The 14,185-nt window shown below is 65.2% G+C and carries 16 protein-coding genes and 1 riboswitch; of the genes, 10 read left to right on the forward strand and 6 right to left on the reverse strand.

Features of this window, described 5'->3' with window-relative positions; translation table 11 throughout:
* Positions 1-28: 28 nt before the first annotated feature.
* On the forward strand, positions 29-304 hold the full coding sequence (locus E2I15_RS24280) for a metal-sensitive transcriptional regulator (protein ID WP_018269815.1): 276 nt from the start codon (positions 29-31) through the stop codon (positions 302-304).
* A gap of 151 nt (positions 305-455) precedes the next feature.
* On the opposite strand, the gene ychF is transcribed toward E2I15_RS24280, so the two are convergent.
* From ychF to E2I15_RS24300, 4 genes are all read right to left on the reverse strand, one after another.
* Complete coding sequence (ychF, locus tag E2I15_RS24285; protein ID WP_137483988.1) at positions 456-1,553, reverse strand: redox-regulated ATPase YchF; 1,098 nt, start codon at positions 1,551-1,553, stop codon at positions 456-458.
* A 122-nt stretch (positions 1,554-1,675) separates the two neighbouring features.
* Entirely contained in the window at positions 1,676-2,290 is a 615-nt protein-coding gene (pth, locus tag E2I15_RS24290) for an aminoacyl-tRNA hydrolase (protein WP_137483987.1), read from the reverse strand.
* Positions 2,291-2,345: 55 nt separating this feature from the next.
* The gene (locus tag E2I15_RS24295) at positions 2,346-3,071 is read right to left on the reverse strand and encodes a 50S ribosomal protein L25/general stress protein Ctc (RefSeq protein ID WP_137483986.1); all 726 of its coding nucleotides are present in this window, start codon (positions 3,069-3,071) and stop codon (positions 2,346-2,348) included.
* 180 nt (positions 3,072-3,251) lie between these two features.
* Positions 3,252-3,512 (reverse strand): accessory factor UbiK family protein, encoded by a 261-nt coding sequence (locus E2I15_RS24300; protein WP_038388183.1) that lies wholly within the window; start codon positions 3,510-3,512, stop codon positions 3,252-3,254.
* A 178-nt stretch (positions 3,513-3,690) separates the two neighbouring features.
* Here E2I15_RS24300 and E2I15_RS24305 point away from each other — a divergent pair, with 178 nt between their 5' ends.
* The 7 genes from E2I15_RS24305 (at position 3,691) to E2I15_RS24335 (ending at position 10,131) form a co-directional block, all read left to right on the forward strand.
* Complete coding sequence (locus E2I15_RS24305) at positions 3,691-4,425, forward strand: dienelactone hydrolase family protein (RefSeq protein WP_137483985.1); 735 nt, start codon at positions 3,691-3,693, stop codon at positions 4,423-4,425.
* 15 nt (positions 4,426-4,440) lie between these two features.
* Positions 4,441-5,283, forward strand: coding sequence for a prolipoprotein diacylglyceryl transferase (gene lgt, locus E2I15_RS24310; RefSeq protein WP_137483984.1), 843 nt, complete (start codon positions 4,441-4,443; stop codon positions 5,281-5,283).
* A gap of 99 nt (positions 5,284-5,382) precedes the next feature.
* The gene (locus E2I15_RS24315; RefSeq protein WP_137483993.1) at positions 5,383-6,441 is read left to right on the forward strand and encodes a class I SAM-dependent methyltransferase; all 1,059 of its coding nucleotides are present in this window, start codon (positions 5,383-5,385) and stop codon (positions 6,439-6,441) included.
* Entirely contained in the window at positions 6,438-7,205 is a 768-nt protein-coding gene (gene pgeF / locus E2I15_RS24320; protein WP_137483983.1) for a peptidoglycan editing factor PgeF, read from the forward strand. Before E2I15_RS24315 ends, pgeF begins: the two co-directional genes overlap by 4 nt.
* 136 nt (positions 7,206-7,341) lie before the next feature.
* On the forward strand, positions 7,342-8,274 hold the full coding sequence (locus E2I15_RS24325; RefSeq protein WP_137483982.1) for a MerR family transcriptional regulator: 933 nt from the start codon (positions 7,342-7,344) through the stop codon (positions 8,272-8,274).
* A gap of 102 nt (positions 8,275-8,376) precedes the next feature.
* A complete protein-coding gene (locus E2I15_RS24330; RefSeq protein WP_137483981.1) occupies positions 8,377-8,997 on the forward strand; it encodes a hypothetical protein in 621 nt (206 codons plus the stop codon).
* A gap of 180 nt (positions 8,998-9,177) precedes the next feature.
* Positions 9,178-10,131: a ribose-phosphate pyrophosphokinase gene (locus E2I15_RS24335; protein ID WP_026192263.1), complete on the forward strand. Its 954-nt coding sequence runs from the start codon at positions 9,178-9,180 to the stop codon at positions 10,129-10,131.
* Between the two features lie 159 nt (positions 10,132-10,290).
* On the opposite strand, the gene E2I15_RS24340 is transcribed toward E2I15_RS24335, so the two are convergent.
* Both E2I15_RS24340 and E2I15_RS24345 read right to left on the reverse strand, forming a co-directional pair.
* A complete protein-coding gene (locus tag E2I15_RS24340; RefSeq protein ID WP_137483980.1) occupies positions 10,291-11,097 on the reverse strand; it encodes an SDR family NAD(P)-dependent oxidoreductase in 807 nt (268 codons plus the stop codon).
* 103 nt (positions 11,098-11,200) lie between these two features.
* Positions 11,201-11,782, reverse strand: coding sequence for a 6,7-dimethyl-8-ribityllumazine synthase (locus E2I15_RS24345; protein ID WP_137483979.1), 582 nt, complete (start codon positions 11,780-11,782; stop codon positions 11,201-11,203).
* 78 nt (positions 11,783-11,860) lie between these two features.
* Positions 11,861-12,015: riboswitch (FMN riboswitch) on the reverse strand.
* A 441-nt stretch (positions 12,016-12,456) separates the two neighbouring features.
* Here E2I15_RS24345 and E2I15_RS24350 point away from each other — a divergent pair.
* Positions 12,457-12,957, forward strand: coding sequence for a type III secretion system chaperone family protein (locus E2I15_RS24350; protein ID WP_016844492.1), 501 nt, complete (start codon positions 12,457-12,459; stop codon positions 12,955-12,957).
* 150 nt (positions 12,958-13,107) lie between these two features.
* Positions 13,108-13,983 (forward strand): pyrroline-5-carboxylate reductase, encoded by an 876-nt coding sequence (gene proC, locus E2I15_RS24355; protein ID WP_155262555.1) that lies wholly within the window; start codon positions 13,108-13,110, stop codon positions 13,981-13,983.
* The last annotated feature ends 202 nt before the right edge of the window (positions 13,984-14,185 follow it).

Consider the following 14,185-nt stretch of genomic DNA (forward strand, 5'->3'; position numbering starts at 1 on the left):
GTATACCCTAGGGGGGTATATGAGACCTATGAGAGACGAGGTCAAGACATCCTGCTTAAAACGGCTCAAACGGATCGAAGGTCAGATCCGCGGGTTGGCCGCCATGGTCGAGGACGACCGCTATTGCATCGACGTGGTGACGCAGATCGCGGCCGCGCGCGCGGCGCTGCGCCGCGTCGAGGAAGAGGTCCTGCGTGATCATGTGGCGCATTGCGTCGAGCATGCGATCTCGTCCGGCGACAAGGCCGACCAGCGGCGCAAGATCGCCGAACTGATGGACGTGATCGGCCGCGCGGATCGGTGAGGCGTGGCCGTTGCCACGGCGCGCTCGCTGCTTTCGACGGAGTCGAGAGCAGCACCGCACATCCGGTGTCGTCCCGGCGAAGGCCGGGACGACGTGGGGAAAGTGCGGTGATTAATTCGCCGCCGCTATTGCACGCGGCCGGCGCTCGCGCTCAGGTATTGAATCTGAAGTGCATGACGTCGCCGTCGGCGACGACATACTCTTTGCCTTCAAGCCGCAGCTTGCCGGCATCGCGCGCGCCCGCTTCGCCGTTGCCGGCAATGTAATCGGCATAGGCGATGGTCTCGGCGCGGATGAAGCCCTTCTCGAAATCGGTATGGATCACGCCGGCGGCGGCGGGCGCCTTGGTGCCGCGATCGATGGTCCAGGCCCGCGCTTCCTTCGGGCCGACGGTGAAATAGGTGATGAGATCGAGCAGCCGGTAGCCGGCGCGGATCAGCCGATCGAGCCCGGCCTCTTCCAGGCCCAGCGTCTCCAGGAAGTCGGTGCGTTCTTCACGCGACAGCGTCGCGATTTCGGATTCGATCTTGGCCGAGATCACGACTGCGACCGCGCTCTCCTCCTTGGCGCGCTCGAACACCGCCTTGGAGAAGTCGTTGCCGTCCTTGGCCGAGCCTTCCTCGACGTTGCAGACATAGAGCACGGGCTTCGAGGTCAGGAGCCCGAGCATGCGGAACGCCCGCTCCTCCTCCGGCTTGCGCTCCAGCGCGCGCGCCGGCTTGCCGTCGCGCAGCAGCACCAAGGCGCGGTTGACGAGCTCGAGCTGCTCCTTGGCTTCCTTGTCGTTGCCCTTGGCCTTTTTCGAGAGGTTGTCGACGCGCTTCTCCAGGCTGTCGAGGTCGGACAGCATCAGCTCGGTCTCGATGGTCTCGATGTCGGCGAGCGGCGCGATCTTGCCTTCGACATGGGTGATGTCGGAATCCTCGAAGCAGCGCACCACATGGGCGATGGCGTCGACCTCGCGGATGTTGGCGAGGAACTGGTTGCCGAGGCCTTCGCCCTGCGATGCACCGCGGACGAGGCCCGCGATGTCGACGAAGGTCAGCCGGGTCGGAATGATCTGCGCCGACTTCGCGACCGCCGCGAGCTTCTCCAGCCGCGGATCGGGTACCGCGACCTCGCCGACATTCGGCTCGATGGTGCAGAACGGATAGTTCGCGGCCTGGGCGGCCGCCGTCTCGGTCAGCGCATTGAACAGCGTCGACTTGCCGACGTTAGGCAGCCCGACGATCCCGCATTTGAATCCCATGTCTTCCTCAACATTCTCTGATCCGTCATGGCCGGGCTCGTCCCGGCCATCCACGTCTTACGGTGCACGCGGCAGGTAAGACGTGGATGCCCGGCACAAGGCCGGGCATGACGACAAGGGAATCAAGACGGCTTCTCGCCGCCGTTCTCACCCTTGTCGAAAAACCCCTTGGCCTGCATCGTCAGATGCACCTTGTTGGCGAACGACGCGTCGTGGCCGGTCGCCAGCAGGCCGGCATTGTCAGCGACGGCCTGGCACAAGGCCTCCACCCACGCCCGGTCGCTCTTGGCGAAGTCCGACAGCACGTGGCTGTGCACGAGCTCCTTGACGCCGGGATGACCGATCCCGAGACGCACCCGCCGATACTCGTTGCCGATATGCGCGGAGATCGAGCGCAGGCCGTTGTGGCCGGCGATCCCGCCGCCGATCTTGACCCGCACCTTGGCGGGCGGCAGTTCGAGCTCGTCCTGGAACACGGTGACGTCGGAGGGCGCGAGCTTGAAGAAGTTCGCCGCTTCCTGCACCGCGCGCCCGGACTCGTTCATGTAGGTGGTCGGCTTCAGCAGCACGACCTTCTCACGATCGACGACGCCCTCGGAGGTCTCACCCTGAAAGCGACGGCGCCATGGTGCGAAACCATGACGCCGTGCAATCTCGTCGACCGCCAGGAAACCGATATTGTGCCGGTTGCTGGCGTATTTCGCGCCGGGATTACCGAGACCGACAAAAAGGCGCATGGCGCGGCATCCCGCGTCGGCGCGCCATCAGACGATCGCGCGCCGACCTGATCGATTACTTCTTCTTGTCGCCACCGCCGGCGGGAGCCTTGGCACCCGCGGCCGGAGCCGCAGCACCCGCAGCCGGAGCCGCCGCGGCGGCCGGAGCTGCAGCACCCGCGGCCGGAGCAGCGCCGCCGGCAGCAGCCGCAGCCGCGGCCTTCTGCTCTTCGGCGTAGCCGGACGGCGGCACGATGGTGACCAGGGTTGCGTCCTCGCGGGCGAGCGACTTCACGCCCTTGGGCAGCTTGATGTCGGTGAGATGCAGCGAGTGGCTGATCTCGAGGCTACCGACGTCGGCTTCAATGTATTGCGGAATGTTGTCGACCGCGCATTCGAGTTCGAGTGCGTGGGTGACGATGTTCACGGTGCCGCCGCGCTTGATGCCGGGGGCGGTTTCCGCGTTCACGACGTGCAGCGGCACGCTGACGCGGATGGTGGCGCCTTCGCCGAGCCGCATGAAGTCGACATGGAGCGGGAAGTCCTTCACCGGATCGAGGTGGTAGTCGCGCGGAATCACGCGATGCTTCTTGCCCTCGAGATCGATGTCGAACAGCGTGGTGAGGAACCGGCCCGCCAGGATGCGCTGGCGCAGTTCACGATCGTCGACCGAGATGGTCACCGGGGGCTGGTTGTCTCCGTAGATCACTCCGGGAACTCTCCCGGCGCGACGCTCTGCCCGGGCGGCCCCCTTGCCGCTCTTCGGACGCGCGGTCGCCTTCAATTCCTTGACGGTCGCCATAGCGTTAAGTCCTTGTATTTAAAAAGTTAAAGGCCGCAGCGCGGCCCATGCTCAGGTCCACAGCAAGCCTCCAGGGGTGCGGGGGCCGCGGACGTGGCGGGCTTTTAGCCCCAAAGGGCCGAAATGACAAGGAAATGAAGGGATTTTTCTTGATGCCCCAACACGGGGCTACGTGCCGTTTCAGCCGGCCGAACCGCCGAGCTTGGCCTCAAGCGCGGCGATCCTCGCCTTCAGCGCCTCGTTCTCCTCGCGCGCCAGGCGGGCCATGTCCTTGACCGCGTCGAATTCCTCGCGCTTGACCACGTCGAGGTCGCGCAGGATCCGTTCGGCCTGGTTGCGCATGACCGTGTCGACCTCGCGCTTGACGCCCTGGGCGGCGCCCGCGGCATCGTTCATCAGACGGCCGATCTCATCGAAAAACCGGTTGCTGGTCTGGGTCATCTCGCAAAACTCTCCGCGTTCACTGGCCTCGCGCCAAAGACAATGGCGATCTCAGCCATCCGGTTCAAGTCCGACGCGAATGGCAGGCCCCCCGAGGCTTGCCTTGTCATGCTGCGGTTTCCTTGCAATCGTATGAACTCACAACAGAAATCGCACACATAACGCGAGCAGAAACGCCATGATCGAAGAGACCGTCGATATCCCGACCAAGGACGGCAAGACCACCACCTTCATCACCCATCCCGAGCGCGGCGGCCCCTTCCCTGTCGTCATCTTCTACATGGACGCGCCGGCGATCCGCGAGGAGCTGCGCGACATGGCGCGCCGGCTCGGCACGTCGGGCTATTATGTGATGCTGCCCAATATGTACTACCGCGCCGGCGTGATGGAGCTCGGCCCGATCAATCCCGATCCGGAATCGCCCGAACGCAAGCGCATGTTCGAGCTGATGCACTCCCTCAACATTCCGCTGGTCATGGAAGACACCAAAGGCCTGCTCGCCTATGCCGAGACGCAGAAGGCCGCCAACACCGGGATCATCGGCACCGTCGGCTATTGCATGAGCGGCCGCTATGCGGTGAACGCGGCGACGCATTTCGGCGATCGCGTCAAGGCCGCCGCCTCGGTCTACGGCACGCATCTGGCGACCGACCAGCCCGACAGTCCGCATCTTGCCGCGCAAAAGACCAAGGCCGAACTCTATTTCGCCTGCGCCGAGACCGATATCTACGCGCCACAGGAAATCATCGAGCAGGTGAAGGCCGGCATGAAGGGATCGAACAACGAGGTGGAGATCTATCCCGGCACGCATCACGGCTTTGCGTTCCCCAAGCGTCCGGTCTATGACCGCGACGCCGCCGAACGCCACTGGGAGCGGCTGCTGGCGCTTTACCGCCGCAACCTCGTGAGCTGAGTCTCAAGACGCACGATGCCGTTCCTGCTGATCGACTTTCCGGTATTCAATCCCGTCGCGCTCTCGCTCGGCCCGATCGTGATCCGCTGGTATGCGCTGGCCTACATCGTCGGCATCGTACTGGGCTGGATCTACGCCCGCTCGCTGATCAAGAAGGAACGGCTGTGGGGCGGCCCGGCGCCGATCACGCTGCCGCAGCTCGACGATTTCATCCTCTGGGTCACCATCGGCATCATCGTCGGCGGTCGCACCGGCTATGTGCTGTTCTACAATTTGCCCTTCTTCATCGCGCATCCGGCCGAAATCCTCGAACTGTGGAAAGGCGGCATGTCGTTCCACGGCGGCTTCCTCGGCTGCGTCGCAGCGGTGATGCTGTTTGCCCGCCGCAACAACATCCCGATCCTGTCGCTCGGCGATATCACCACCGCGGTCGCGCCGATCGGGCTGTTCCTCGGGCGGCTCGCCAATTTCATCAACAGCGAATTGTGGGGCCGTCACGCCGATCCGAGCCTGCCCTGGGCCATGATCTTCCCCAATGGCGGGCCGCTGCCGCGGCATCCGAGCCAGCTCTACGAGGCCGGGCTCGAGGGCATCGTGCTGTTTGCGGCGCTGGCCGTCATGATCTGGATGGGGGCGCTCAAGCGTCCCGGCCTGATCCTCGGCAGCTTCATTGCGATCTACGGCGTTGCCCGAATCATCGGCGAGCACTTCAGGGAGCCCGACCCGCAGCTCGGCTTCCTGTGGGGCGGGTTAACCATGGGCATGCTGCTGTCGGTGCCAATGATCATCGTCGGCGTTATCATCATCGCGGCCGCCGTCCGCCGCCGGGCGAACGGTCCGGCGCCGAGTTCAACCTGAACAAGTTCAATCCAAAGCAAGTGCAATCCAAGGAAGGCCGTGAGCGAACCCTCCCCGCTGCTGGATGAGATCAGGAAGCTGATCAAGCTGTCCGGGCCGATGCCGGTCTGGCGCTACATGGAATTGTGCCTGATGCATCCGCGGTACGGTTACTATTTGTCGCGCGATCCGCTCGGTCGCGAGGGCGACTTCACCACATCGCCCGAGGTCAGCCAGATGTTCGGCGAACTGCTCGGGCTGTGGAGCGCTTCGATCTGGCGCGCGATCGGCTCGCCGGAGACGCTCCGCCTGATCGAGCTCGGCCCCGGCCGCGGCACCATGATGGCGGACGCGCTGCGCGCGTTGCGCGTGCTGCCGCCGCTGTACCAGTCGCTCAGCATCCACCTCGTCGAGGTCAATCCGGTGCTGCGCGAGAAGCAGTACGCGACGCTGACGGGCGTGCGCAACATCACCTGGCACGACAGCATCGACGACGTGCCCGAGGGACCGGCGGTGATCCTCGCCAACGAATATTTCGACGTGCTGCCGATCCACCAGATGGTCCGCCGCGAGACCGGCTGGCACGAGCGCACGGTCGGGATGGATGCCAACGGCAACCTGTATTTCGCTCCCGCCCCCGAGCCGACACCGCATTTCGAGGTGCTGCTGCCGCCGCTGGTGCGCGCCGCCCCGCTCGGCGCGGTGTTCGAATGGCGGCCCGACAACGAGATCATGAAGCTGGCTACGCGGCTGCGCGACCAGGACGGCGCCGCGCTGATCATCGATTACGGCCATCTGCGCAGCGATGCCGGCGACACCTTCCAGGCGATCGCGCGCCACAGCTTCGCCGACCCGCTGAAGAACCCGGGACAGGCCGATGTGACCGCGCATGTCGATTTCCAGGCCCTGGCGCGGGCCGCCGAGGATGTCGGCGCGCGCGTCCACGGACCGGCGACGCAGGGCGACTTCCTCAAGCGCCTCGGCGTCGAGGCTCGCGCCGCCGGGCTGATGGCGAAAGCAAGCCCCGAAGTCTCCGCCGACATTGCCGGCGCGCTGAAGCGGCTGACCGATTCCGGGCGCGGCGGGATGGGCTCGATGTTCAAGGTCATGGCCATCTCCGACCCGCGCCTCACCTCGATCGCCGGATTGAGCGATCAGCCTGACGAGACCGAACAATGACATTGGGATCACCGCTGCTGTCGGCCATTCCGGGCCTGCGCCATGCCTTCTTCTCGCGCGAGGGCGGCGTGTCGGAGGGCATCTATGCCGCGCTGAATGGCGGGCTCGGCTCGCGCGACGATCCGGCCAAGGTCGCGGAGAACCGGCGGCGGATGGCGGAGCAGCTCGGCGTGCCGCTCGATCACCTCGTCAGCGTGCATCAGGTTCACTCGCCTGACGTCGTGGTCGTGACCGGTCCATGGAACGGCGCCGCGCGCCCGAAGGCGGACGCGCTCGTCACCCGCACCGAGGGCCTTGCGATTTCGGTCACGACCGCCGACTGCGGCCCGATCCTGTTCGTCGATCCCAATGCGCGGGTGATCGGCGCGGCGCATGCCGGCTGGAAGGGCGCGCTGACCGGCGTGCTGGAATCGACCATCGACGCGATGGAGAAGCTCGGCGCCGAGCGCGGCGGCATCGTCGCCGCCATCGGCCCGCTGATCCGCAAGGAGTCCTACGAGGTCGGCAACGAATTCGTCGAACGCTTCATCGAGGCCGATGCGGAGAACGGCATGTTCTTCATGCCCGCCGAACGCGACGGACACGCGATGTTCGATCTTGCCGGCTTCATCCGCATGCGGCTGGAAAATGCCGGCGTGCTGATGATCGACGATCTCGGCATCGACACCTATTCCGACGAGCGCTGCTTCAGCTACCGCCGCTCCGTGCACCGCAAGGAAGCCGATTACGGCCGGCTCGTTCACGCCATCGCGCTGGAAAGCTGACGCCCGGCATCCAGAGCGTTTTCCCGCGAAGTGGATACCGGTTCGCGGTGAGGAAAACGCGTCAGAATAAAATCGGGCGATTTTTGTGCGACAAGCGTCTTGACTCTCCACCTGCTGGAGACCGGACAAGCGGCGCATGACACAACGCACCTACAGCATCGGCGAGGCGGCGCGGCTCAGCGGAATTTCCGTCCGCAAGCTCCGCTTCTATTCGGACCAGGGGTTGCTGCCGCCGGCCGGCCGCACAGCGAGCGGCTATCGCGTCTTCACCGAAGGCGAACTGGTACGCCTCGACCTGATCCGCTGCCTGCGCGATGCGGGGCTCGGTCTCGATGCCATCCGTGAGGTCCTGACCAAGGAACTCTCGCTGGTCGAGGCGCTGCGGCTTCGCCTCGAGACGCTGGAAGCGGAGATCGCGGCCCAGCGCCGCGTCGCCTCGGCCCTGCGGGCTGCGTTGCGTTCACCGCAACTCACCGAAGCAGATTTGAGGAGATTCCTGACCATGACGCAGCTGTCCCGCACCGAGCGCCGCAATGTCGTCGAGCGCTTCTTCGAGAAAGTGTCCGACGGCATCAACATCGACCGGAAATGGATCCGGCAGATGATCGAGACCAGCGTGCCCGAATTGCCCGACGAGCCGACGCCCGAGCAGTGCGATGCCTGGATCGAGCTTTCGGAGATGCTGAGCGACCCTTCCCTCGTCGCCAACATCCGCGCCAACGCGGAGGACGTCTGGAATCACCACGTGCTGGATCTCGCCGCCTGGCAAGCGGCCAACGAAATCGTGCTGGCGAGAGCCAGGGAGATCATCGCGCGCGACCTCGGCCCGACGTCGGAGGCCGGCCAGGCGCTGGCGCGCGACTGGCTGGAAACATCGGCGCGATTGCTGAAGCGAAAACCTGATCTGGAATTCCGCAACTGGATTCGCGGCAAATATGCGCTGCACGACGCGCGGGCCGCGCGCTATTGGGAGCTCGTCGCCATCATGCGCGGGCAATCGCCGGACGCGAGCCCGAACCGCGAATGGGCCTGGATCACCGCAGCCATGCGGCACCATCTCTCTGACTGAGCAGGGAAATCCGAAACCTCGTGGCGCGCCGCCCGGATCGGTTAAGTGCTGTGGCCGTCCTGCCCTAGACGTTAAGCCGTTTTAACGATATCGCAGGACGCAATGAGGGAAGCGTCGAACCGCCAGTTTCAAACTGGGACAGCCGCGCGTGCCGCGATCGCAGGCACGTGGCTCGCGATCGCGTGCGCGCTTGGCGGCTGCGCGGCCGGCGGCAACGTGGCCGACTCCTACGCCATGGCCACGCCGGCAAGCAGCGGCGCAACCGTTGCGTTCGAATCGATCGATGGCCCGCCGCCGCAGGTGTTCGACCGTATGGTCGGCGTGCTCGACAGCGAGTCCAAGCTGCGCAGCCTGTCGATCGTGTCGCGCCAGGACGCTGCCGCCTATCGCGTGCGCAGCTATTTGTCGGCGCAGGTGGTGCGCGGCCGCACCATGATCTCGTGGGTGTGGGACGTCTACGACAGCAACCAGCAACGCGCGCTGCGGCTCTCCGGCGAGGAGCCCGCCGGCAAGCCCGGCCGCGACGCTTGGGCCGCCGCCGACGACCTGGTGCTGCGCAAGATCGCCCAGGCCGGCTTCAGCGGCCTCTCCAGCATGCTCAATGGCGGCCCGGCGGACAGCCCCGCGCCCGCCTCGGCACCGGACCTGCGCGGGCCCACGGTGGCAAGCGCCCCGGCCCCTGCCGCGCCCGAGACCGTGGCGCTCGGCTATTCCGCCGACTAAAACCCCGTTATCTCCCGGGGAAATGCGTTTTTTGCCCAGGAAAACGGCGGCCAAAGCCGGCTAATGGGTTGCCATCGGAGGCGCCTGCCTGATATTCCCTCGCGCACCGAAAACCCGCCGGTTCTGTAAGGACTTGAGATGCTGAACGTCGTATCCAGCAAGGCGCGGGGGGAAGCATCGATGTCGGCAAAGAACGGATCAATCAAACTCGTCGCCGGCAACTCCAATCCTGCGCTGGCGCAGGACATCGCCAAGGGACTTGGCATCGAACTGACCAAGGCCGTGGTCCGGCGCTTCGCCGACATGGAGATTTTCGTCGAGATCCAGGAGAACATCCGCGGCTCGGACATGTTCATCCTGCAGTCGACGTCGTATCCGGCCAACGACAATCTGATGGAACTGTTGATCATCACCGACGCGCTGCGCCGTGCCTCGGCGCGGCGCATCACCGCGGTGGTGCCCTATTTCGGCTATGCCCGCCAGGACCGGAAATCCGGTTCGCGCACGCCGATCTCGGCCAAGCTCGTCGCCAACCTGATCTCACGCGCCGGCGTCGACCGCGTCATGACGCTCGACCTGCACGCCGGCCAGATCCAGGGCTTCTTCGACATCCCGACCGACAATCTCTTCGCGGCACCCCTGATGGTGCGCGACATCAGAGAGAAGTTCGACCTCGCCAAGGTGATGGTGGTGTCGCCCGACGTCGGCGGCGTGGCGCGTGCCCGCGGCCTCGCCAAGCGCATCAACACCCCGCTCGCCATCGTCGACAAGCGCCGCGAGCGCCCGGGTGAGTCCGAGGTGATGAACGTGATCGGCGACGTCGCCGGCTACAATTGCATCCTGGTCGACGACATCGTCGATTCCGGCGGCACGCTGGTGAATGCGGCCGAGGCGCTGATCGCGCACGGCGCCAAGGAGGTCTCGGCCTACATCACCCACGGCGTGCTGTCCGGCGGCGCCGCCGCGCGCATCGCCTCGTCGCGGCTGAAGGAACTGGTCATCACCGACTCGATCCTGCCGACCGAGGCCGTCAACAAGGCGCCGAACATCCGCCAGATCTCGATCGCCGGCCTGATCGCCGAAGCGATCGGTCGCACCGCGGCGGAAGAGTCGGTCTCGAGCCTGTTCGATTAGACCAATACTCACTGTCGTCCCTGCGAAAGCAGGGACCCATAACCACAGGCCTTTGTTGTTGCGAAGGCTGTGGCTCCAGCGTTGTCAATCAATTCGCATTCGGGGTTATGAGTCCCGGCTCAAGGCCGGGACGACACCGAGTTTGCGGCTAGCGCTTCTTCAAAACCCCGGCCGCGGCACGTGGCTCATCAGCGTCCGCGCGTAGCCGCCATCGACGATGATTTCCTCACCATTGACGTATGACGAGCGATCGCTGGCCAGGAACAGGGTCGCGTCCGCCATGTCCTGCGGTGCGCCGATCCGGCGCATGGGCACCACGGCGGTGCGCCGCTCGGTGACGCCAGGTGTGTCGTAGAAGGCCTGGCTCATCGGCGTCACGACAAGGCCGGGGCTCACCACATTGCTGCGGATGCCATGCGGCCCCCATTCCGCGGCGAGTTGCTGCGAGAGCATTACGACGGCGGCCTTGCTGACGCTGTAGGCGCCGCTCTGCCCTTGCGCATTGCTGGCGGCGATCGAGGCGACGTGGATAAGGCTGCCGCGTCCGGCCTTGCGCATCTGGCGGCCGAACGCCTGCGCGCAGATGAAATAGCCGGTGAGATTGACCGCCAGCACCGCATTCCATTCCGCGAGCGCGAGCGTATCGAGCCCGCCCGGGCGCAGCACCGCCGCGGTGTTGACGAGAATGTCGCATGAACCAAGCGTGTGCGCGACGGCATCGGCGGCTGCCGCGACATTGTCCTCGCTGGTCGTATCGCAGCTCGCGACGAGATGACCGTCGCCGAACTCGCGAAGCGTTGCCTTGGTCTCCGCCAGGGAGCGCTCGTCGCGATCGAGCGCGGCAACCCTGGCGCCGGCGCGCGCGAAACTGACGGCAGTGGCGCGGCCGATGCCGCCGCCTCCACCGGTGACGACGGCAACGCGGCCAGACAGGCCGAGCCAGTCAGAGGAATGTTGTTCGGTCATGAGCGCCTCCCGCGCGTTTTGGTTTTATGCCGCAAGCATAACCGAACGCGCCGCAGGCGAGAGCGATCCCGGCACGCATGCCGGAATCGCTTTTCCGCCGATGCTAACCAGGGATTCCCGCCGCGACCTGGCCGCGCAGCCGCTCGAGGCTGAGCAGCGTGTTGGCACAGGCTTCCGCGACCTCGATCCCCTTGATCACGAAGTGCTTACGGAAGAACTCGTAATGCACCTCGGTCTCGTGGAATTGCTGCGGCGTCAACACCGCCGAGAACACCGGCACCTCGGTGCGCAACTGCACATCCATCAGCGCCTTGATCACGGTATCGGCGACGAATTCGTGGCGGTAGATGCCGCCATCGACGACCAGCCCGGCCGCGACGATCGCGGTGTAGCGGCGCGTCTTCGCCAGCAGCTGCGCATGCAGCGGAATCTCGAACGAGCCCGGCACCTCGAACACGTCGACATTGGTGATGTGGCGTGCCTCGATCTCCTTCAGGAAGGAGATGCGGCACTCTTCCACCACGTCGCGATGCCAGGACGACTGCACGAAGGCAACGCGCTGCGGCTTTGCGAAGTGCGGATGCTCCGGCGTCGGCGGATTTGCCGGCGTATCGGGAGCGCCTTCTGCCTGGGGGGTTTGGACTTGAGAGGCTTGAACGTCTTGGTCTTGCAACATCTGATTCATGGCTTTCCTCTTTCAGGACCAGAATCAGGGCACACGGACAACGACACGAGCCCACGCGAAAATCGCGTTGGCTGCCGCAACCGTTCTCTTTCATCCGGACTGTAACCGTCGGCTTCGGAATTGCACCGAATCTGCTGACCCTTCCCCCGGCTTCGCGGAAGGAAGGCGCTCGCGGGCTTGGGCTCATCACCCTTACCGCCGGTGGGGATTTTCACCCCGCCCTGAGAACTCGGCACGCCCGGGATGGACGTGCCTGAGACGAAATATGACCAAAGCGCGACGGCCGGGCAAGGCCTTTCGCATGGGGAAACGGCATGTCCCCATGAGCGCGTTGCGGCTCTGCGAGGTTGATGTGAGGGCCAGACGACTGATTCACAGGCGCGGCGAAGCGCCGGCAAATGGTTAACAAAGCGTTACGCGAACGCTTAGATTCCGATTTGTTCTCAAAATCACAGATGTGGCGGAGATCAGCTGTGGACGATGCGCGCTTTGGCTGTGGACGGACTCGGCGTGCGGTTGCGCGGATTCCGCAAATCACATCACTTCATCGGCGTCAGGTCCAGGGGCATCCGGAAGCCCGGTCAAGGAACTGCACTCGGCCACGACGCAGTATGTCGCAAGTGCCGGCTTCCGTGTGCGTATCAAGCGATCATAAGAACAAGGTCCGAGACGGCATGTCCCTCCTCGAAAGCATTATCGATTCCCGGAACAACCCGCTTGCGGTGGTCGAGGATATCGCCACCGACAACAACTGGGCGTTCGAGCGTTCCGGCGAAGACGAGGTGACGATCGTCTCCAAGGGAGACTGGATCGATTATCAGCTCTCGTTCACCTGGATGGGCGAGATCGAGGCGCTGCATCTCGCCTGCGCCTTCGACATGAAGATGCCGCAGGCGCGCCGCGCCGAGGTGCAGCGGCTGGTCGCCGCGATCAACGAACAATTGTGGGTCGGCCATTTCGACCTGTGGACCCACACCGGCATGGTGATGCACCGTCAGGCGCTGGTGCTGCCGGGCGGCCTCACCGCCTCCACCGCACAGTGCGAGGCCATGGTGGTCAACGCGATCCACGCCTGCGAGCGCTACTATCCGGCGTTCCAGTTCGTGGTGTGGGCCGGCAAGTCGACCGCCGAGGCGATGGCCGCGGCGATGTTCGACACCGAGGGCGAGGCGTAAGCTCCACGGACTCAATCGTCATGCGCGGGCTCGACCCGCGCATCCATCCGATAAGCCTGCTTTCATTCTGATGGATTGCCGGGTCAAACCCGGCAATGACATTTGCCAGCTTGTGGCTCCCGCTTCACTTTACTAGAACCGCTTGTGGTTATGGGTCCCGGCCTTCGCCGGGACGACGCAGAGTTTGTGGAGCCACCTGTGAGCACAAGCAGCGCCTTGACTGATACGACCGGCACCATCGCGCTTGCGGGCGCGGGCAAGATGGGCGGCGCCATGCTGACCGGCTGGCTCGCGCAGGGGCTTGCACCCGAGCGTGTCGCGGTGATCGACCCGCATCTCTCGCCGGAGATCTCCGCACTTGCCGCAAAGGGCGTGCGGCTCAATCCGCAGGCGAAGGATCTCGGCACGGTCGACACCCTTGTCGTCGCGGTGAAGCCGCAATCATTCCGCGACGCCGGCGCGGCGCTGAAGTCCTTCGTCGGCCCTTCGACGCTCGTGGTCTCGATCATGGCCGGCACGACCATGTCAGCGCTGGAAGAGGTTGTCGGCGGCGCGGTGGTGCGCGCGATGCCGAACACGCCGGCGGCGATCGGCCGCGGCATCACCGTTGCGGTACCGTCGAAGCGCGTCACCGCCGCGCAGCGCGCGATGACCGATGCGCTGCTGAAAGCAACCGGGCTCGTCGAATGGGTCGACGATGAGAGCCTGATGGACGCGGTGACCGCGGTCTCCGGCTCGGGCCCGGCCTATGTGTTCCTGCTCGCCGAGGAGCTCGCGCGTGCCGGCGTTGCGGCCGGCCTGCCCGAGCAGCTCGCGACCACGCTGGCCCGCGCGACCGTCGCCGGCTCCGGCGAATTGCTCCATCGCTCGGATCTGCCCTCCGCGATCCTGCGGCAGAACGTCACCTCGCCCGGCGGCACCACCGCCGCCGCACTGGAGGTGCTAATGGCGAATGACGGCATGCAGCCGCTGATGACCCGCGCCATCGCCGCTGCGACAAGGCGCTCAAGGGAATTGGCGAAGTAGTCGCCCAGCTGACACTGGTTGTCCCGTCATCCTGAGGTGCTCGCGTCAGCGAGCCTCGAACGGTGCACGGCCTGCGGCCCATCCTTCGAGGCTCGCTCCGCTCGCACCTCAGAGTCTGACTCAAAAAGCGTGTTGGAGCCTGGCCAGGCGTCTGGTCAGGAGCCTGAGATGGGCGACGAGAAGCCAAGCGACTTCGGTGGCG

The organism is Bradyrhizobium sp. BR2003, assembly GCF_009720285.1.
In the GTDB taxonomy this organism is placed as follows: Bacteria; Pseudomonadota; Alphaproteobacteria; order Rhizobiales; family Xanthobacteraceae; genus Bradyrhizobium; species Bradyrhizobium elkanii.